Origin of the sequence: Promicromonospora sp. NPDC090134 (assembly GCF_044746965.1) — a bacterium.
Classification (GTDB): domain Bacteria; phylum Actinomycetota; class Actinomycetes; order Actinomycetales; family Cellulomonadaceae; genus Promicromonospora.
In genome coordinates, this window is sequence record NZ_JBIVCZ010000013.1 from 1 (window position 1) to 17774 (window position 17774).

Annotated in this window: 19 protein-coding genes and 1 pseudogene; 11 read left to right on the plus strand and 9 right to left on the minus strand. The window is 73.3% G+C overall.

Annotated elements, in window-relative coordinates:
- The 3 genes and pseudogenes from ACIPN7_RS26455 to ACIPN7_RS26465 all read left to right on the plus strand — a co-directional run.
- A pseudogene (locus ACIPN7_RS26455) lies at positions 1 to 204 on the plus strand (hypothetical protein); the annotation flags it as partial.
- 71 nt (positions 205 to 275) lie between these two features.
- Positions 276 to 902 (plus strand): TetR/AcrR family transcriptional regulator, encoded by a 627-nt coding sequence (locus ACIPN7_RS26460; protein ID WP_400549596.1) that lies wholly within the window; start codon positions 276 to 278, stop codon positions 900 to 902.
- A 70-nt stretch (positions 903 to 972) separates the two neighbouring features.
- Positions 973 to 1284 carry a hypothetical protein gene (locus ACIPN7_RS26465; protein WP_400549598.1) on the plus strand — a complete coding sequence of 104 codons (312 nt, stop codon included), beginning with the start codon at positions 973 to 975 and terminating at the stop codon, positions 1282 to 1284.
- 11 nt (positions 1285 to 1295) lie between these two features.
- Here the strand turns inward: ACIPN7_RS26465 and ACIPN7_RS26470 are convergent, their stop codons facing one another.
- The 5 genes from ACIPN7_RS26470 to ACIPN7_RS26490 all read right to left on the minus strand — a co-directional run bounded on the left by ACIPN7_RS26470 (position 1296) and on the right by ACIPN7_RS26490 (position 7216).
- Positions 1296 to 2222 carry an AEC family transporter gene (locus ACIPN7_RS26470; protein WP_400549600.1) on the minus strand — a complete coding sequence of 309 codons (927 nt, stop codon included), beginning with the start codon at positions 2220 to 2222 and terminating at the stop codon, positions 1296 to 1298.
- Between the two features lie 33 nt (positions 2223 to 2255).
- On the minus strand, positions 2256 to 3584 hold the full coding sequence (locus tag ACIPN7_RS26475) for an enolase C-terminal domain-like protein (protein WP_400549602.1): 1329 nt from the start codon (positions 3582 to 3584) through the stop codon (positions 2256 to 2258).
- Entirely contained in the window at positions 3581 to 5194 is a 1614-nt protein-coding gene (locus ACIPN7_RS26480) for an aldehyde dehydrogenase (NADP(+)) (protein ID WP_400549604.1), read from the minus strand. The genes ACIPN7_RS26475 and ACIPN7_RS26480 overlap by 4 nt, the downstream gene beginning before the upstream one ends.
- A gap of 25 nt (positions 5195 to 5219) precedes the next feature.
- Positions 5220 to 6191: a 5-dehydro-4-deoxyglucarate dehydratase gene (gene kdgD, locus ACIPN7_RS26485; RefSeq protein WP_400549606.1), complete on the minus strand. Its 972-nt coding sequence runs from the start codon at positions 6189 to 6191 to the stop codon at positions 5220 to 5222.
- A gap of 146 nt (positions 6192 to 6337) precedes the next feature.
- Positions 6338 to 7216 carry a LysR family transcriptional regulator gene (locus ACIPN7_RS26490; RefSeq protein ID WP_400549608.1) on the minus strand — a complete coding sequence of 293 codons (879 nt, stop codon included), beginning with the start codon at positions 7214 to 7216 and terminating at the stop codon, positions 6338 to 6340.
- 137 nt (positions 7217 to 7353) lie between these two features.
- Here ACIPN7_RS26490 and ACIPN7_RS26495 point away from each other — a divergent pair, with 137 nt between their 5' ends.
- From ACIPN7_RS26495 to ACIPN7_RS26510, 4 genes are read left to right on the plus strand one after another with little or no spacing between them, the layout of a single operon-like run.
- Positions 7354 to 8385 carry a tripartite tricarboxylate transporter substrate binding protein gene (locus tag ACIPN7_RS26495; protein ID WP_400549610.1) on the plus strand — a complete coding sequence of 344 codons (1032 nt, stop codon included), beginning with the start codon at positions 7354 to 7356 and terminating at the stop codon, positions 8383 to 8385.
- Positions 8386 to 8418: 33 nt separating this feature from the next.
- Entirely contained in the window at positions 8419 to 8970 is a 552-nt protein-coding gene (locus ACIPN7_RS26500; protein WP_400549612.1) for a tripartite tricarboxylate transporter TctB family protein, read from the plus strand.
- A 35-nt stretch (positions 8971 to 9005) separates the two neighbouring features.
- On the plus strand, positions 9006 to 10580 hold the full coding sequence (locus ACIPN7_RS26505) for a tripartite tricarboxylate transporter permease (RefSeq protein ID WP_400549614.1): 1575 nt from the start codon (positions 9006 to 9008) through the stop codon (positions 10578 to 10580).
- Positions 10577 to 10972 (plus strand): universal stress protein, encoded by a 396-nt coding sequence (locus ACIPN7_RS26510; protein WP_400549616.1) that lies wholly within the window; start codon positions 10577 to 10579, stop codon positions 10970 to 10972. The genes ACIPN7_RS26505 and ACIPN7_RS26510 overlap by 4 nt, the downstream gene beginning before the upstream one ends.
- Before the next feature lie 64 nt (positions 10973 to 11036).
- On the opposite strand, the gene ACIPN7_RS26515 is transcribed toward ACIPN7_RS26510, so the two are convergent.
- Together ACIPN7_RS26515 and ACIPN7_RS26520 are read right to left on the minus strand one after the other, a co-directional pair.
- Entirely contained in the window at positions 11037 to 11747 is a 711-nt protein-coding gene (locus ACIPN7_RS26515) for a FadR/GntR family transcriptional regulator (protein WP_400549618.1), read from the minus strand.
- A 102-nt stretch (positions 11748 to 11849) separates the two neighbouring features.
- On the minus strand, positions 11850 to 12983 hold the full coding sequence (locus ACIPN7_RS26520; RefSeq protein ID WP_400549620.1) for a mandelate racemase/muconate lactonizing enzyme family protein: 1134 nt from the start codon (positions 12981 to 12983) through the stop codon (positions 11850 to 11852).
- Positions 12984 to 13066: 83 nt separating this feature from the next.
- Between ACIPN7_RS26520 and ACIPN7_RS26525 the strand changes: the two genes are divergently transcribed.
- From ACIPN7_RS26525 to ACIPN7_RS26535, 3 genes are all read left to right on the plus strand, one after another.
- On the plus strand, positions 13067 to 14008 hold the full coding sequence (locus ACIPN7_RS26525) for an NAD-dependent epimerase/dehydratase family protein (RefSeq protein WP_400549622.1): 942 nt from the start codon (positions 13067 to 13069) through the stop codon (positions 14006 to 14008).
- Positions 14009 to 14104: 96 nt separating this feature from the next.
- On the plus strand, positions 14105 to 14530 hold the full coding sequence (locus ACIPN7_RS26530) for an ArsR/SmtB family transcription factor (protein WP_400549624.1): 426 nt from the start codon (positions 14105 to 14107) through the stop codon (positions 14528 to 14530).
- Positions 14527 to 15474, plus strand: coding sequence for a cation diffusion facilitator family transporter (locus ACIPN7_RS26535; protein ID WP_400549626.1), 948 nt, complete (start codon positions 14527 to 14529; stop codon positions 15472 to 15474). The genes ACIPN7_RS26530 and ACIPN7_RS26535 overlap by 4 nt, the downstream gene beginning before the upstream one ends.
- Positions 15475 to 15508: 34 nt before the next feature.
- On the opposite strand, the gene ACIPN7_RS26540 is transcribed toward ACIPN7_RS26535, so the two are convergent.
- Positions 15509 to 16120 carry a TetR/AcrR family transcriptional regulator gene (locus tag ACIPN7_RS26540; RefSeq protein WP_400549627.1) on the minus strand — a complete coding sequence of 204 codons (612 nt, stop codon included), beginning with the start codon at positions 16118 to 16120 and terminating at the stop codon, positions 15509 to 15511.
- An 85-nt stretch (positions 16121 to 16205) separates the two neighbouring features.
- Between ACIPN7_RS26540 and ACIPN7_RS26545 the strand changes: the two genes are divergently transcribed.
- On the plus strand, positions 16206 to 16637 hold the full coding sequence (locus tag ACIPN7_RS26545; RefSeq protein ID WP_400549629.1) for a nitroreductase/quinone reductase family protein: 432 nt from the start codon (positions 16206 to 16208) through the stop codon (positions 16635 to 16637).
- 8 nt (positions 16638 to 16645) lie between these two features.
- On the opposite strand, the gene ACIPN7_RS26550 is transcribed toward ACIPN7_RS26545, so the two are convergent.
- Positions 16646 to 17764, minus strand: a complete 1119-nt coding sequence (locus tag ACIPN7_RS26550) for an epoxide hydrolase family protein (RefSeq protein ID WP_400549631.1) — start codon at positions 17762 to 17764, stop codon at positions 16646 to 16648.
- Between the last annotated feature and the right edge of the window lie 10 nt (positions 17765 to 17774).

Here is a 17774-nt window from a genome sequence, read left to right on the forward strand (position 1 = left end):
CTGGTCGCCGACGAGATCGCCCGGATCGTGGCCCTGCCCGCCGGGCAGCGGCCGTACCGGGTGCACATCGACCCGGCCGACGACGGCTCCGAGGCGGTCTCGGACCTCGCCGACCGGACCCGCCGCGAGTTCCTCGACCGGGTCGGCCTCGCCGACCTGCTCACGGTGCGGGGCGGGGACGGGGTTGAGCAGGGTGACCGGTAGCAGGTCAGGTGATCGAGCAGGTCAGCGACGCGAGCTCACCTAGACTCGCGGGGAGTTCAGGAGGAGGGGACATGACGAATCAGGCGACGGCGTCCGCCGACGAGCGGCCCGGGGCACGCAGCCGGGGGCGTGGGCGGCGGCCGGCCGACGAGGTGCGCAGCGACGTGCTGTGCACCGTCGGCCGGCTGCTGCTGGCCGAGGGCATCGCCGACCTCACGTTCGAGCGGGTCGCGCGGCTGTCCGGTGTCAGCAAGACGACGCTGTACAAGTGGTGGCCCTCCAAGGGGGCGCTCGCCCTGGACGGCTACTTCCAGGCGGTGCAACACACGCTCGCCTTTCCCGACACGGGCGACATCCGGGTGGACCTGCGCGACCAGCTCCGCGCGTTCGTGCACCTCATGACCACCACGCCCGCGGGCCGCATCCTGGCGGAGCTCATCGGCCAGTCGCAGACGGACCAGGACCTCGCCGTCGCCTACCGCACGCTGTACTCCTCCGAGCGGCGCCGGCTCGCGGCCGAGCGGCTGCGGGCGGCGCAGGAGGCCGGGCAGATCCGGGACGACGTCGACGTGCAGGTGGTGGTCGACCAGCTCTGGGGCGCCGTCTACCACCGGCTCCTGGTGCCGGACGAGCCGGTCACCGAGGGATTCGCCGACGCGCTGGTGAACAACCTGCTGGGCGGGATCGCCCGGGACTGATTCCGGGCGGTTCGTCTCGTAAGGTGTCCTCCGGCGAGCGAGCGCTCGCCGCTCCGGGAGAAGGCAGATCATGGGATCACCGTCCGAGCAGGACACGGCACCGACCCGTACCGAGGTGCGGTGGGGCATCGTGTTCGTGCCGATCCTGCTCGCGGGGATGATCGGCCTCGCCGTCATCCTGGTCACGGCCGTCGCTGCGGCCGGCGGCCCGGGAGACATGGTCGGCATCGCGCGCCCGTCGCCCCTCTGGGCCCTTGCCGTCGCCGTCGGCCTTGCCGAGGTGGTGATGTTCGGCGGCCTCCGGCAGCAGTTCTCGACCTTCTCGCGCGCGCGGCGGCTCGGCGTCCGGGACGATCGCAGGTCCCGCCGACGCCGGTCGTAGAACCTGCGCCGTCAGCCCAGCAGCACCGCGATCACCAGCGACACCGGCAGCGCCAGCAGCATGCTCACCAGCGTGATGTCGCGGACCGACGTCGTCGCCAGCCGGAAGTGGCCCGCGAACAGGAACACGTTCTGCGCGGTGGGCAGGGCCGCCATCAGCACCACCCCCAGCAGGTCCAGGCCGTCGAGGCCGAACAGGAACCTGCCGACCACCCAGGCCAGCGCCGGCATGACCAGCGTCTTGAGCACGGTGCCCAGCACCACCTCCGCCCGCGCCTCGCGGCCCAGCGGCCGCTGGCCCCGCAGCGACATGCCGAACAGCAGCAGGAGCAGCGGCACCGAGGCGTGGCCGAGCATCTCGACGGGCTGCCCGATCACCGCGGGGAGGTCCACGGAGAACGCCGCGGCGAGCAGACCCAGCCCGGTCGCGACCGTCACCGGGTTGGCGAGCGACCGGGCGAGGGTGGCGCCCAGGGAACGGGTGGGTTCTCTCCGCCGGCACCACGCGAACACCGACAGGTACACCGGCGCGACCACCAGCAGCTGCGCGACGAGCACCGACACCACCGGGGCGGCGCTCCCCACGGCGTACAGCGCGATCGGCACGCCGATGTTGCCCGCGTTCACGTACGAGCTGGCCATGGCGCCGGCCGCGACCGGGCCGGCGGGCCGCCGCAACAGCCCGCCGGCCACCAGCGCGTACAGCAGCCCCGTGGCCGCCGCGGTGATCAGCGCGATCGGCGTGTAGGTGCGCAGCACCGCGCCCAGGTCGGCGTCGGACATGAGCAGGAACATCAGCGCCGGGTTGGTGATGTAGTACACCAGCGGCGCGATGCCGCGCTGCATGGCGCGGGCCTCGCCCGGCAGCACCCACGCGGCCACGAACCCCACGCCGACGAGCACCAGCACGATCGCGAACCCGAGCAGAACTCCGCTCATCGACCGCCCCGTCCTGCGCTCACCGCACGGACCTCATCGGACGAGGCACGGGCGTTTCGGGTCGAAGGCCCACCCCGGCACCAGGTACTGCATCGCCAGGGCGTCGTCCCGCGCGCCCAGGCCGTGCTCCAGGTACAGCTCGTGCGCGGCGGCCAGGCGCTCGCGGTCGAGCTCGACGCCGAGCCCCGGCGTCGTCGGTACCTGGATCTCGCCGCCCGCGATCCGTGGCGGGGCCGTCGTCAGGCCCTGCCCGTCCTGCCAGATCCAGTGTGTGTCCAGCGCCGTGATCTCGCCGGGCGCCGCCGCTCCGACGTGCGTGAACATCGCCAGCGAGACGTCGAAGTGGTTGTTGGAGTGCGACCCCCAGGTGAGCCCGAACTCGTGGCAGAGCTGGGCCACGCGCACCGAGCCCGCCATGGTCCAGAAGTGCGGGTCGGCCAGCGGGATGTCGACGGCGCCCGCGCGCACGGCGTGCGCCATCTCGCGCCAGTCGGTCGCGATCATGTTGGTCGCCGTCGGCAGGCCCGTGGCCCGGCGGAACTCCGCCATGACCTCGCGACCCGAGAACCGGCCCTCGGCGCCACAGGGATCCTCGGCGTAGGCGACCACGCCGCGCATCCGCCGGCCCAGCCGGATCGCGTCCTCCAGCAGCCAGCCGCCGTTGGGGTCGAGCGTGATCCGCGCGTCGGGGAACCGCTCCTTGAGCGCTACGACGGTGTCGACCTCGAGGTCGCCGGCCTGCACGCCGCCCTTGAGCTTGAAGTCGGTGAACCCGTAGCGCGCGGCGGCGGCCTCGGCCAGCCGCACGACGGCGTCCGGCGTCATCGCCTCCTCGCGGCGCAGCCTGCCCCACGCGTCGGACTCGTCGTCCCCGCGCAGGTACGGCAGGTCGGTCGCGTCCGGATCGCCCACGTAGAAGAGGTAGCCGAGCATCGGCACGGCCGAGCGCTGGACGCCGTCGCCGAGCAGCTCCGCGACGGGCACGCCCAGGTCCTGGCCGTGCAGGTCGAGCAGCGCGGACTCCAGGGCCGTGACCGCGTGCACCGTGGTGCGCAGGTCGAAGGTCTGCAGCCCCCGCCCGCCCGCGTCGCGGTCGGCGAAGGCCCGCGCGACGTCGCGCAGCAGGGAGCGGTACCGCGCCACCGGCTGCCCGACGACGATCGCGCCGGCCTCCTCGATCGTGGCCCGGATCTTCTCCCCGCCGGGTACCTCGCCCAGCCCGGTGCGGCCGTCCGAGTCGGTGACGATCGCGACGTTCCGCGTGAAGAACGGGGCGTGCGCGCCGGACAGGTTCAGCAGCATCGAGTCGTGGCCCGCGACGGGCACGACCTCGACGCGGGCGATCGTGGGGTGCGCGCTCACCGGGCGGCCTCGGTCTCCGTGGCGCCCAGCACCACGTCGAGCACGCCGTCCACCCGCCGCGTCAGGTGCCACGGGTTGTCCGACCGCAGCGGCTCGGGCAGCAGGTACTCCGGCAGGTTCTGGTAGGCGACGGGCCGCAGGAACCGCTCGATCGCGAGCGTGCCCACCGAGGTGGTGCGCCCGTCCGACGTCGCGGGGAACGGCCCGCCGTGCACCATCGCGTGCCCCACCTCGACGCCGGTGGGCCAGCCGTTGGCCAGGATGCGGCCGGCCTTGCGCTCCAGCACGGGCAGCAGCGCGGTGGCTGTCGCGCGGTCGTCCTCGGTCAGGTGCAGTGTCACGGTGAGCTGGCCTTCGAGGCGCTCGACGGCGGACAGCAGCTCGGCGGCGTCGGCGTACCGGACCACGAGCGAGGCCGCGCCGAAGATCTCGGCCTGCAGCACCGGGTTGCTCAGCAGGGTCGGCACCGCGCTGGCGAACACGGCGGGCGCGGGGGCGTTCTGCGTCGCGCCGTGAGATCCGGCCCCCACGAGCGAGACGCCGTCCTGCGCGGCCAGCGCGTCGACGCCGTCCTGCCAGGCCTGCGCGATGCCCTCGGTGAGCATGGTCTGCCCCGCGGCGGCCGCGGCGGCGCGCCCGGCGGCGGCCACGAACGCGTCGCCGCGGTCGCCGTCCGGCACGAACACGAGGCCCGGGGCGGTGCAGAGCTGGCCCGACGAGCCGGTCACCGACGCGAGGTACGCGGCGGCCAGCGCGTCGACGTCGCCCGCGAGGGCGCCGTCGAGCAGGATCGTGGGGTTGATCGAGCTCATCTCGGCGTAGACCGGGATGGGCACGGGGCGGGCCGCGGCCGCCGCGACGAGCGCGAGGCCGCCGCCGCGGGAGCCGGTGAAGCCGACGGCCTGGATCACGGGGTCGGACACGAGCGCCTGGCCCACGACGTTGCCCGGCCCGTAGACCAGCGAGAACACGCCGGGGTGCATGCCGGACGATGCCACGGCGTCCGCCACCGCACGGCCCACCAGCTCGGCCGTGCCGGGGTGCGCGTTGTGCGCCTTGACCACCACGGGGCACCCCGCGGCCAGCGCGGAGGCGGTGTCGCCGCCCGCGGTGGAGAAGGCGAGCGGGAAGTTGCTGGCGCCGAACACGGCCACGGGGCCCACGGGCACCTTGCGCTGCCGGATGTCGGCGCGCGGCAGGGGAGTGCGGTCCGGCAGGGCGGGGTCGATCCGCACGCCGCGGTGGTCGCCCTGCCGCACCACCTGCGCGAACAGGCGGAGCTGGCCCGTGGTGCGGGCGACCTCGCCCGTCAGGCGGGCCGCCGGGAGGCCGGTCTCGCGCATGGCCCGCGCGACGACGTCGGGCGCGATCGCCTCGATGTTGGCCGCGACCTGCTCCAGGAAGCGGGCGTGCGGCTCGGGGGCGAGCGCCGAGAAGGAGGCGAAGGCCTCCTGCGCGGCGGCCGTCGCCTGCGCGACCTGTGCCTCGTCGAGCAGCGAGTAAGCGGGTTCGAGCGCCTGGGCCGTGGCCGGGTCCTGCCCGGCGAAGGTGCCGGCGGTGCCCGCCAGGGGCGCGCCGGCGACGATCGAGTGGCCGGTGAGCTGGGTCATCGCATGTCTCCTTGGGGCGTTCGGGTCAGCCGGCCAGGGTGTCGACGGCGGCGTCGGTCGCGACGTCGGTCGCGGCGGGGCGCACCCCGGCGGCGTCGATCAGCGCGGCGAGGTCGGCGAGGTCCTGGGCGGTGAGGTCCTGGAGGGGCGCGCGCACGCTGCCCATGTCGCGGCCGATGGCCTTCATGCCGCCCTTGACGATGGAGACGCCGTATCCCTTGGTGCGGTCGCGGATGTCGAGGTAGGGCAGCACGAACCGGCGCAGCTTCTCGGTGACCGCCGCGTGGTCCAGCGCCCGCACGTCCCGGTAGAACTCCAGGGCGAACTCGGGCACGAAGTTGTACATGGCCGACGAGTAGGTGCTCATGCCGAGCTGCAGCAGCGGCAGGGCGTAGGTCTCGGCGGTGGGCAGACCGCCCAGGTAGAAGAGCCGGTCGCCGTTGGTGGCGTAGACGCGCGTGAGGTGCTCGATGTCGCCGATCGCGTCCTTGAACCCGATGAAGTTCGGGTGGCGTTCGGCCAGCCGGGCGACGGTCTGCGCGGAGTAGATCGCATTGCCGCGGTTGTAGACGATGACGCCGAGGTCCGTCGCGGCGCACACGGCGGAGGCGTGCTCCAGCAGACCGTCCTGGTCGGCCTCCGTCAGGTACGGGGGCAGCAGCAGGAGGCCCTCGGCGCCGGCGTCCTGCGCGGCGCGGGCGTTGTCGATCGCCTGGGCGGTGTTGCCGCCCGCGCTGCCGAGCACCGGGGTGCGGCCCGCGGCGGTCTCGACGGCGAGGCGCACCACGCGGGCCGACTCCTGCGGCGTCAGGCTGAAGCCCTCGCCCGTGCCGCCCGCGGCGAAGAGGCCGCCGATCCGGAAGCTCGACTGCCAGTCGATGTGGTCGCGGTACCGCTGCTCGTCGATCGCGCCGTCCGCGGTGAACGGGGTGACGGGGAACGACAGCAGCCCGTCCTTGAGGGCGACGGCGAGCTCCTGCGGTGCATACGTGGCCAAGGTGGCCCCCTCCTGTGACAGACGTCGACGATGGCGACTGGTCGGGCTAGGTCTCGGCGCCACCGTAGGAACGCTTCACGATGCCTGTCCAAGCCCAAAACGGCATCGACTCATGCCGGCCCTGCATCGCCCGCCCCTCCCAGCACTCAACGAGACGGGGCGAGGAAGCGGAGGAACTCGTGGAGGGCCGGGTTCTTCGAGGTCCGGTCCCAGATGGCATGGAGTTCCACGACGCCGTGGGGGACGTCCAGCTCCACGAACGTCACGCCCGGCAGGCCGAGCAGCCGGGCCGACTCCGGGACGAACGCCACGCCGCGCCCGGCCGCCACGAGCGAGCACATCGTCAGGATCTGGCTGACGACGTGCACCACGTTGTTGTGCTCGACGGCGATGTACCGCACCACCATGTCGTAGAAGTACCGCGCCTTGGTGGGGTGGTGGCCGACGACGGGCTGGTCACGCAGGTCGGCCGCGGTCACGGGACGGTCCAGGCGGGTCAGCGCGTGGCCCGGCGGCACGGCCAGCACCAGGTCCTCCGACAACAGGAGCCGGGAGTCGAAGCTCTCCTGGTCGAACGGCGGCCGGCCGAGCGCCAGGTCGAGCTCGCCGCGGCGGATCGCCTCGACCTGCTCGATCGTGACGAGCTCCTGGAGGTCGAGGTCGACGTCGGGCATGAACTCGGCGATCTCCTGCACGAGCGTGCCCAGCAGGCTGAACCCGGAGGCGGCGGTGAAGCCGAGGCGCAGCACGCCGGCGCGGCCGGCGGCGATCTTCCGGGCGAGCGCGGGGGCGGCGTCGGCGGCGGTCAGGAGGCGGCGGGCCTCCTCGAGGAACACGGCGCCCGCCGTCGTCAGCTCGACGTGGCGGTTGTCGCGCTCGAGCAGGGGGACGCCGACGGCGCGTTCCAGCTTCTGGACCTGACGGCTGAGCGGCGGCTGGGTCATGTTGAGTCGTTCCGCGGCGCGGCCGAAGTGGAGCTCTTCCGCGACGGCGAGGAAGCAGCGGACCTGATCGAGGGTGTACACGATGGCCTTTCCGCGATTCGATGCATTTCGAGAATCAAGCCATGCAGTAAGAGGCTTAGACAGGCATCGTATGGGCTTCCTATGCTCAACGCCCGACCGGCACCTGCCCGTCGGAGATCTCAACGAGGAGAGCTGTGATGACAACTCCTACCCCCCGAAACCCGCGCACCAGCCTGCGCGCCGGCAAGGTCGCGCTGGGCGCCACCGCTGCGTTCGCCGCCCTGACGCTCGCCGCGTGCGGCGGCAACGTGGGCGCCGCCGGGGGCGGCGAGGGTGAAGACTTCCCGTCCGGCCCGGTGACCATCACCGTGGGGCAGGACGCCGGCGGGTCGACCGACCTCATCGCCCGGGCCGTGGCCGAGGGTATGGCCGAGGACCTCGGCGTGGCGGTCCCGGTGGTCAACCGCGCCGGCGCCAACGGCGCGGTGGCGACCGAGGAGATCGCCGGCAAGCCCGCCGACGGCTACGAGCTGGTGCTGCTGAACGCCTCCCTCATCACGATCACGCCGCTGGCGGTGTCCGAGGACGAGGCCGTGGACCTGGGCAAGCTCGACGTCATCAAGGGCCTCTCGCAGGACGACTACGTGCTGCTGGCCAGCGTGGACTCTGGGTTCGAGAACCTGGACGACCTCAAGGACGCGTCCGGCGAGATCAAGTACGGCACCACGGGCGTCGGCACCGGCTCGCAGCTCGCCCAGGCGGCGCTGTTCGCGCAGGCGGAGATCGACGGCACGGCCGTGCCGTTCGACTCGGGCTCGCCCGCGCTGACCGCCGTCGTCGGCGACCAGGTGCAGGTGGCCACGGTGCAGCTCGGCGAGGCCAAGCCGCAGATCGACGCCGGGAAGGTGGTGCCGCTGCTGGCCTTCTCGGCCGAGCGCAACCAGTTCCTGCCCGACGTGCCGACGGCCGTCGAGGAGGGCTACGACGTGCCCGTGTCGCAGTACCGCGCGCTGGCCGCACCGAAGGGGCTGCCGGAGGACGTCAAGGCCCGGCTCGTCGAGTCGGTCGACGCCGCCATCGCCTCGGACACCTACACGTCGTTCAACGAGAACAACCTGCTGACGCCGCACGAGATCTCGGGCGAAGAGGTCACCACGGAGTGGACCGAGCTCGCCGACAAGTACCGGGCGCTCACCGAGGAGTACGACATCAGCCTCGCGGAGGGCTGATCCCTCGTGGCAACGGCAACCAAGGAGGTAGGCGTGGACGGCAAGCCGGACGGCAGCTCGAACGGCGGTGCGGACGGCGGAGCGGCCGTCGCGCCCGCCGACCCGGCCCAGGCCCTCGCCGACGAGTGGGCCGAGGAGGCGCCGCCGCCCGCCGGGCCGGTCGCCAACCTCGCGGCGAGCCTGGTCACGACGGCGATCGGCGTCCTGGGCGCCGTGACGGCGGTCGGGCTGGGGCTCGGCACGCCGACCCAGCCGGGCGCCGGCCTGTGGCCGCTCGCGATCAGCGTCGCCGTGGTGGTCCTGTCGCTCGCCCAGGTCGTCGTCGGACGGCGGGGCGGCGACGGGGAGAAGTTCTCCCGGTACTCGTGGCTCTCGCTGGTCGGCCTCGCGACGCTCCTGGGGCTCGTGGCGCTGCTGCCGGTGATCGGCTTCGAGATCCCCGCCCTGCTGCTGAGCCTGATCTGGATGAAGTTCCTGGGCGGCGAGTCCTGGCGCTCCGCCGTCCTGTACTCGGTGCTCGTGGTCGGGGTGCTGTACGGGGTCTTCGTCGGGGCGCTCGGCACCAACGTCCCGCACCTCTTCTGACCGCACCGCAGGTCTGATCCGCAAGGGAAACGCACGTGGAATCACTGCAGAACGTAGCCGCCGGCTTCGCCGTCGTGCTCGAACCGACGAACCTCCTGTACTGCCTGCTCGGCGTGGTCATCGGCATGCTCATCGGGGTGCTGCCGGGCCTCGGCCCGGCAGCCACCATCGCCATCCTGCTCCCGCTGACGTACGGCGTGGAGCCGGTCACGGCGATCATCATGCTCGCCGGGATCTTCTACGGAGCCCAGTACGGCGGCACCATCACGTCCGTGCTGCTCCGGCTGCCGGGCGAGGCCAGCTCGGTGGTGACCGTCCTGGACGGGCACGCCATGGCCAGACAGGGCAGGGCGGGTACGGCGCTCGGCGTCGCGGCCGTCGGGTCGTTCATCGGTGGCACCGTCGCCATCGTCGGGCTGACCTTCCTCGCCCCGGTCGTGGCGGGCTTCGCGCTCGACTTCGGGCCGCCCGAGTACGCGGCCCTGGCCCTGCTGGGCATCCTCCTGGTCTCGACCATCGCGTCCGGCGCGCGGCTCAAGGCCCTGATCGCCGCGGCGATCGGGCTGCTGCTGGCCACCGTCGGCCGCGACGCCTTCACGGGCGCCGAACGCTTCACGTTCGACAACCTGAGCCTGGCCGACGGCATCGACTTCGTACCCGTGGCCATGGGCCTGTTCGGCCTCGGCGAGATCCTCTACAACCTGGAGGAGCGGCACCGCGCCGTGCACGCGCCGGGCAAGGTGGCCAACGTCTGGCCGTCGCGCAAGGACCTCAAGGAGTCCTCGGGCGCCGTGACCCGCGGGTCGGTGCTCGGATTCTTCCTCGGCATCCTGCCCGGCGGTGGCGCGACCATCGCATCGATGGCCGCCTACGCCGCGGAGAAGAAGCGCGCCAAGGACCCGAGCCGGTTCGGCAAGGGCGCGATCGAGGGCGTGGCCGGGCCGGAGACGGCGAACAACGCCGCCGCGACCAGCTCGTTCATCCCGCTGCTCACGCTCGGCATCCCCGCCAACGCGACCATGGCGCTCATGTTCGGCGCGCTCCTGATCCAGGGCATCACCCCGGGCCCGCAGCTCGTCACCGAGCACCCCGAGCTGTTCTGGGGCGTCGTCAACTCGATGTACATCGGCAACGTGCTGCTGCTCATCATGTCGATCCCGCTGGTGGGCGTGTTCGTGCGCATCCTGCGGGTGCGCGCCGCGATCCTCGCGCCGGTGACGGCCCTGATCACGATGGTCGGCGCCTACACCATCAACAACTCCGTGTTCGACGTGCTGCTGGTAGTCGTCTTCGGCGCCGTCGGGTACCTGATGAAGAAGTTCGGGTTCGAGCCGGGGCCGCTCGTGCTGGCGTTCGTGCTCGGCTCGCTGCTGGAGTCCAGCCTGCGGCGCTCGCTGCTGATGTTCGACGGGTCGGCCGCCGGCTTCTTCACCCGGCCCATCTCGGCGACGCTGCTGGTGGTGTTCGTGGTGGTGGCCGTGCTGCCCCTGGTCCGTGCCGTCCGCGACCTGCGGGCGGGCGGGGCTGGTGAGGCCGTTGCCGGTGGGTCTGTTGCTGGTACGTCGGACGCCGGCGCGTCGGCGAAGAACCGAGAGGAAGAGTCCGTATGAGCATCGTCGTTGGCTACGTCCCCACGCCCGCGGGGGAGGCCGCCGTGCAGGCGGCGATCGTCGAGGCGGGGCTCCGGGACGAGGACCTGCTGGTCGTGAACTCGGCGCGGGAGGGCTCGCTGGTCGAGTCGACGGTCGCCGCCGAGGAGGACCTCGACCGGGTGCTCGCGCAGGCCGCCGCGGCGGGGGTGAAGGCGCAGCTCGTGCGCGGCACGCACCGTGACGACTTCACCGACGAGATCCTCGACCTCGCCGAGAAGCACGACGCCTCGCTGATCGTGATCGGCCTGCGCCGCCGCAGCACGGTGGGCAAGTTCATCATGGGCTCGGTGGCCCAGCGCATCCTGCTCCAGGCCGAGCACCCGGTCCTGGCGGTCAAGCCCCCGCGCTAGCGGTGTCGGCCGCCGTCCGCCCAGCTCTGCCGGCGCGGCGGACGGGATCAGACAGCGGCCAGGGTCAGTGGGCGGCGTCGCCGCCCGACTCCTCCAGGAGCCGGCGGCGCGACGACGTGAGGTGGACCCGCATCGCCGCCGCCGCGGCGAGCGGGTCCTGCGCGTCCAGCGCGTCGAGCACGGCGCGGTGCTCCTGCACGACGGCGGTGAAGCGGCCGCCGCCGTGCGCCTCGTCGTCGCCGGGCCGGTCGAGCCGGCCGCGGGGCATCGCGATCATCTGCGGGCCCAGCCGGTCCAGGGCCTCCAGGAGGAACCTGTTGCCGGCGGCCTCCGCCACCAGGCGGTGGAACGCGAAGTCGTGCTGCATGGCGGTGGCGGGATGCCCGTCGGACGACGCCAGCGCGGCCAGCCGGTCGGCCAGTGCCGCGAGCTGCGCGGGCGTGCGCCGGACGGCGGCGAGCGCGGCGGCCTCGGCCTCCAGCGCCAGGCGGTACTCGACCAGCGCGAGCCGGTCGGTCAGGGACCGGGCGACGGGGGCCCCGTCGTCGTCCGCCTCGGCGGGCGGGGTGAGCGCGTAGCTGCCGCTGCCGCGCCGGGTGTGGACCAGGCCCTCCAGGTTGAGGCGCGCGATTGCTTCCCGGACCACGGTGCGGCTGACCTGGTGCTCGACGGCGAGGCGCGGCTCGCTCGGCAGCTTCTCACCGGGGGCGATGTCGCCGCTCACGATGCGCGCGCGCAGGGTCTCCACCAGGGTGCCGCTCAGGGTCTGGGCCATGGGTCTCATGCTTCCATCTCGACGGATCCCTTGAAGGACGTGTCAGACGTACAGGTCCCTCGGGTGACCTGTACGTCTGGCACGCCCGGGAGGATGGCGGGATCAGGCCGGGCCGAAGACCGCGGTGTCCGTGGTCCAGGCGCGGGCCTGCTCGCTGAACGTGACCCCCAGACCCGGGCGGTCCGGCACGAGCATCCGCCCGTCCCTGGTCTCCAGGCGCTCGTTGAACAGCGGGTCGAGCCAGTCGAAGTGCTCCACCCACGGCTCGCGCGGGTAGGTGGCGGCCAGGTGCAGGTGGATCTCCATCGCGAAGTGCGGCGCGAGGTCCAGCCCGGCCTGGTCGGCGAGCGTGAGCAGCCGCAGGAACTGCGTGATGCCGCCGACGCGCGGGGCGTCCGGCTGGATGATGTCGCAGGCGCGGGTCGCGATGAGCCGCTCGTGCTCCGCCACCGAGGCCAGCATCTCGCCGGTGGCGATCGGGGTGTCGAGGGCGGCGGCGAGGGCGGCGTGGCCCTCGGCGTCGTAGGCGTCCAGGGGCTCCTCGATCCAGACGAGGTCGAACGCCTCCAGGCGCCGGCCCATGCGCAGGGCGGTGCCGCGGTCCCACTGCTGGTTGGCGTCGACCATGAGCGGCACGTCGGGGCCGATGTGCTCGCGGACGGCGGCGACGCGGGCGAGGTCCGTGCGGCCGTCGGGCAGGCCGACCTTGATCTTGATGCCGCCGATGCCCTCGGCGATCGACCGGCTGGCGCGCTCCTTGACCTCCTCGATGCTGGCGTTGAGGAAGCCGCCCGAGGTGTTGTAGGTGCGCACGGAGTCGCGGTGCGCGCCGAGCAGCTTGGCCAGCGGCAGGCCGGCGCGCTTCGCCTTGAGGTCGTACAGGGCGATGTCGATGGCGGCCAGCGCCTGGGTCGCCACGCCGGAGCGGCCGACCGACGCGCCCGCCCACAGCAGCTTCGTGTACAGCTTGGCGATGTCGTTGGGGTCCTCGCCGATCGCGGACTGCGCCACCTCCTTGGCGTGCGCGTACTGGGCGGGGCCGCCGGCGCGCTTGGAGTAGGAGAAGCCGAGGCCCTCGAACCCCTGCTCGGTGGTGATCTCCGCGAACAGGAACACGACCTCGGTCATGGGCTTCTGCCGCCCGGTGAAGACCTTGGCGTCGGAGATGGCGGTGGCCAGCGGCAGCGTGACAGTAGAGAGCTGCACGGTCCGGATGGCGTCGGGCTGGTACGTCATGGCGCTCCTTTGCGGCGGGATGTTCGCCTGCGATCATACAAGTCACAAACCTGTCTGACCAATATGGATGACACCCTGGGTCCATGACCTCCCACCTCGTCCTCGGCGCCGGCCCTGTCGGCACCGCGCTCGCCCTCCGGCTGGCGCGCGCCGGCCGCTCCGTCGCGGTGGTGACCCGCTCCGGCGGCGGCCCGGCGCACCCCCGCGTGGAGCGGATCGCCCTCGACGCCACCGACGCGGCGGCGCTCGCGGCGTCGGCCCGGGGCGCGGACGTGCTGTACAACTGCGCGAACCCCGGCTCGTACCAGGCGTGGGAGCGCGGCTGGCCCCCGCTGGCGGCCGCGGCGCTGCACGCCGCCGAGTCCTCCGGCGCGGTGCTCGTGACCTTGAGCAACCTCTACGGCTACGGCCCCGTCAACGGGCCGATGACCCGCGGCCTGCCGCTCGCGGCGTCGGACCACAAGGGCCGGCTCCGCGCGCGGCTGTGGCAGGAGGTGCTCGCCGCCCACCGCGCCGGGCGGGTGCGGGCCACCGAGGCGCGCGCCTCCGACTACATCGGGCCGACCGTTCCCGCCTCGCACGGCCTGCTGCCCATGTACGCGGCGGCGACGCTCGCGGGCCGGCCCGCGAGCGTCATGGCCGACCCGGACCAGCCGCACACCTGGACGGCGGTCGACGACGTCGCCGCGACCCTCGTCGCGCTCGGCGCCGACGACCGGGCCTGGGGCTCGCCGTGGCTGGTGCCGTCCAACCCGCCCGCGACCGTCCGCGAGGTGCTGCGCGAGCTGGGCGCGCGGGCCGGGACGGGGGAGCCCCGGCTGCGCCGCGTGCCGCGCGCGGTGCTGCGGGCCGGGGGTCTCGTGGTGCCGGTCCTGCGCGAGGCGCTGGGCGTGCTGTACCAGTTCGACCGGCCGTTCGTGGCGGACGCGGCCGAGACCACCGGGGTGTTCGGCGTCCGGCCGACGCCGTGGGGCGACGTCCTGGACGCGACGGCGACGGCCTGGCACGCCCGGGCGACGGCCTGATCCCCTTCGAGGCCTGAGTTTCTTCGCTTTGGCGGGGCTCGAAGCGAAGATACTTAGGCCTCGAAGGGGAGGTGGGGTGCCTGGTAGCATCGTCGGATGGCGATGACAGAGGTGACGGGCGATGTCGCGGCCCGCGAGTCCGAGGCGATGGTCGTGGCGGCGTGCCTGTTCCACGGGTTCTCGGACCCGTCGCGGCTGGCGATCCTGCAGCACCTGGCCCTCGGCGAGCACCGCGTGGTCGACCTGACCAAGCACCTCGGCCTGGCGCAGTCCACGGTGTCCAAGCACCTGGCCTGCCTGCGCGACTGCGGGCTCGTCGAGTCCCGGCCCGAGGGGCGGGCGTCGGTGTTCTCGCTGACCCACCCGGAGGCGACGCTCGCGGTGCTCGCGTCCGCCGAGAAGCTCCTGGCGCTGACCGGCGACGCCGTGGCGCTCTGCCCGGTCTACGGCGTGGACGGCTCGGCGGTGCACCCGTCCGGGGTGGCGGCGCAGCCGACCGGCACGGCGGGAGCAGCGTCGTGAGCCACGGCCACGGTCCCGGCGGCCACGGCCACGGGCACGACGGCGGCGCGCACGGCGACCCCGGCGGGCGCCGCCGCCTGGCCGTCGCGTTCGGCATCACGGCGTCCGTCTTCGTCGCCCAGGCGATCGGCGCCCTGCTCACCGGCAGCCTCGCGCTCCTGGTCGACACCGCGCACATGCTCACCGACGTGGCGGGCCTGGCCATCGCGCTCGGGGCGGCGTCGCTCGCGCTGCGGCCGCCGTCGTCCCGCCGGACCTGGGGGTTCCGGCGGGCCGAGATCCTGGCCGCGCTGGCGCAGGCCGCGGTGCTGCTCGCCGTCGGCGTCTACGCCGTGGTCGAGGGCGTGAGCCGCCTGGTCGGACCGGCCGAGGCGCCGGGGCCGGGCCTGCTCGTCTTCGGCATCGTCGGCCTGGTGGGCAACGTCATGGCGCTGTTCGTGCTCGCGGGCGGGCGCTCGGCGTCGTTCAACCTGCGCGCCGCGTTCCTGGAGGTGGTCAACGACGCGCTCGGCTCGGTCGCGGTGATCGTCGCCGCGGTCGTGATCGCGACGACGGGCTGGGAGCGGGCGGACGCCGTCGCGGGCCTGGTCATCGCCGTGCTGATCCTGCCGCGGGCCGCCCGGCTGCTGGCCGACTCGGCGAGCGTGCTCCTGGAGTCGACCCCGCCCGGCATGGACCTCGACGAGGTGCGGGCGCGGCTGCTGGAGGTGGAGCACGTCGAGGAGGTGCACGACCTGCACGCCTCGCTCGTCGCCACCGGCCTGCCGACCATCAGTGCCCACGTCGTGGTGCGCGACGTGTGCTTCCGGGACGGGCAGGCGCCGCCGGTGCTCGACGCCCTGCAGCGGTGCGTCGCCACGCAGTTCGACGTGCGGGTGGAGCACTCGACGTTCCAGCTCGAACCCGCCGAGCACGCCCGGCACGAGGCGCCGACGCACGCCTGACGCGGGGCGGCCGGGCGCGCGCCCGGCGACCCGCCTACGCCCCCGACACCCCGCACACCCGCTCGACCAGGTCGCGCCAACCCGCCTCGAACCGGGCCGTGGGCTCCGGTCCCGCCAGCTCCGGCCCCGCGAAGAGCTGGAGCAGCAGCGGGCCGTCCAGCGCGTACGCGAGCTGGCCCGCGAGCACCTCGACGTCGGCGCCGGGCAGGTCGACCTCGCGCAGCAGCACCCGGATGTGGATCTCGGACAGGGGCCGGCGCCGGCCCGGTGCGTGCCGTCCGTCGAGCGTGGCGCGCGCGACGGCCTGGTTGTCCGCAAGGAACCGGACGCGTGCCGTGCCGTAGGCGATGAGGCGGTCGACCGGCGGTGCCCCAGGGCCGAGCGGGGGCGGGCCGCTGAGCACCTGCTGCTGCAGCTCGCGCTCGGTGTCGTCGAGCAGGGCCTGGAAGATTCCCGCCCGGGAGCCGAACCGGCGGAACACCGTGCCCTTGCCGAGTCCGGACCGCTCGGCCAGGAGGTCCATGGTGAGGCAGTCAGGTCCCACCTCGGCCAGGAGCTCGCGGGCGGTGGCGAGCAGCACCTGACGGTTGCGGGCGGCGTCGGCCCGTTCGGGCTGCGGTGTGCCCCACGTCATCGGCGTGCTCATGTCCGGATGCTATCGGGAGCGACTTAAGCGGGGTAAAGTCCGGTTAGGTCGGCCGGGGGGCCGGCGGAGGTCCGAGGAGGACAAGATGAGTGACATGAACACCGAGATCATCGAGGCGTTCAGGGCGAACGCCGGCATCGTGAACGCGCCCGTCGCGGGTGGGCACTTCGACGGCAAGCGGCTGCTGCTCCTGCACCACGTCGGGCGGGTCAGCGGCAAGCAGTACGTGACGCCGCTGGTGGCCGCGACCGACGGCGACGCCTACCTCGTCGTGGGCTCGATGGGCGGCGCGCCCAACGACCCGACCTGGGTCGCGAACGTGGAGGACGGCGCCGCGGAGACGACCATCGAGGTGGGCGACCAGACCCTGCGGGCGACCGCCAGCGTGGTGCGCCCGACGTCGCCCGAGTGGGAGCGGCTCTACGGGATCTGGGCCGAGTACTGGCCGGACGCCAAGGTGTACGAGACCCACACCGACCGCAAGTTCCCGGTGATCCGGCTCGAGCCCACGGCCTGACCCTCTCGTCAGCGCGCGCTGACGGAGCGGACGAACTCCCGCACGCGCGCCGCCATCTCCTCGGGTACCTCGCCGACGGTGAAGTGACCGCCCTCCGCCAGGCGGTCGAACACGCGCAGGTCGAGGTAGTGGCGGCGCGCGAGCGACTCCGGATACGTGGCCTCGTGCCGCTGGACGAGGACCGCCGCGGGCACCGCCGTCGGCGGGATGGGGTCGGGCTGGTCGGCGCCCTCGTAGTACGGCCGGAAGGACGTCGCGATGGTCTGGGTGGCCCAGTAGATCGTCGCCTCGGTCAGGATGCGGTCCCGGGAGATGCGCTGCTCCACCGCGCGCGGGTCGCCGGGCGGGGTGTCGCTCCACTCGACGAGCTTCTCGGTCAGCCAGGCCAGCAGCCCGGCAGGGGAGTCGTTGAGGGCGGTCGCGAGCGTGTCGGGGCGCGTGGCCTGGACGTGGCCGTAGGCGCCGTCGGTCTGGTGCCGCGCGGCGATGCCGTCGAAGAACGTGCGCGCGGCCGGGTCGTCGAGCGTCGCGCGCTCCTCGACGGTGGGGAAGTGCGCGTGGGTCGCGACGATGCCGGCCACGTGCTCGGGGTACCGGGCGGCGATGAGGTCGCTCACGTTCGCCGTCACGTCCTCGCCGTACGTGAAGTACCGCTCGTAGCCCAGCACGTCGGTCATCAGCGTGTGCATCGTGGCCGCCAGCCGCTTCTCCGACATCTCGCCGTCCGCGTACGGCGTCGAGAACGCGAAGCCGGGCAGGCTCGCGACCACCACGTCGAGGTCCGGCAGCAGGTCGGCGAAGTCGAGCTGCAGCGCGAACGTGTGCGGCCACCCGTGCAGCACGAGCAGCGCCGGGGCGTCCGGCCGCTCCGACCGCAGGTGCACGAAGTGCACGTCCGCGTCGCTGACCGTGGCGAGGAACTGCGGATGCTCGTTGAGCCACGCCTCGCGCGCCCGCCAGTCCCAGCTGATCCAGTGGTCGACGAGCTCGTGCAGGTAGCCGGACGTCATGCCCGACGGCGGACGCCGGGGCGAGTCCTCGGGGATCCTGCTGCGCGCCAGGCGCTCGCGCAGGTCGCCGAGGACCTGGTCGGGGACGTGGACCGTGAAGGGCCGGGGCTCGCTCATGACACGACGG

Bases quoted from the DNA above. Each gene is read 5' to 3' on its own strand.
- ACIPN7_RS26460 (WP_400549596.1), top strand. From the start codon at position 276: ATGACGAATCAGGCGACGGCGTCCGCCGACGAGCGGCCCGGGGCACGC.
- ACIPN7_RS26465 (WP_400549598.1), top strand. From the start codon at position 973: ATGGGATCACCGTCCGAGCAGGACACGGCACCGACCCGTACCGAGGTG.
- ACIPN7_RS26470 (WP_400549600.1), bottom strand. From the start codon at position 2,222: ATGAGCGGAGTTCTGCTCGGGTTCGCGATCGTGCTGGTGCTCGTCGGC.
- ACIPN7_RS26480 (WP_400549604.1), bottom strand. From the start codon at position 5,194: ATGACCCAGCTCACCGGCCACTCGATCGTCGCCGGCGCGCCCCTGGCG.
- ACIPN7_RS26495 (WP_400549610.1), top strand. From the start codon at position 7,354: ATGACAACTCCTACCCCCCGAAACCCGCGCACCAGCCTGCGCGCCGGC.
- ACIPN7_RS26510 (WP_400549616.1), top strand. From the start codon at position 10,577: ATGAGCATCGTCGTTGGCTACGTCCCCACGCCCGCGGGGGAGGCCGCC.
- ACIPN7_RS26515 (WP_400549618.1), bottom strand. From the start codon at position 11,747: ATGGCCCAGACCCTGAGCGGCACCCTGGTGGAGACCCTGCGCGCGCGC.
- ACIPN7_RS26520 (WP_400549620.1), bottom strand. From the start codon at position 12,983: ATGACGTACCAGCCCGACGCCATCCGGACCGTGCAGCTCTCTACTGTC.
- ACIPN7_RS26525 (WP_400549622.1), top strand. From the start codon at position 13,067: ATGACCTCCCACCTCGTCCTCGGCGCCGGCCCTGTCGGCACCGCGCTC.
- ACIPN7_RS26530 (WP_400549624.1), top strand. From the start codon at position 14,105: ATGGCGATGACAGAGGTGACGGGCGATGTCGCGGCCCGCGAGTCCGAG.
- ACIPN7_RS26540 (WP_400549627.1), bottom strand. From the start codon at position 16,120: ATGAGCACGCCGATGACGTGGGGCACACCGCAGCCCGAACGGGCCGAC.
- ACIPN7_RS26545 (WP_400549629.1), top strand. From the start codon at position 16,206: ATGAGTGACATGAACACCGAGATCATCGAGGCGTTCAGGGCGAACGCC.
- ACIPN7_RS26550 (WP_400549631.1), bottom strand. From the start codon at position 17,764: ATGAGCGAGCCCCGGCCCTTCACGGTCCACGTCCCCGACCAGGTCCTC.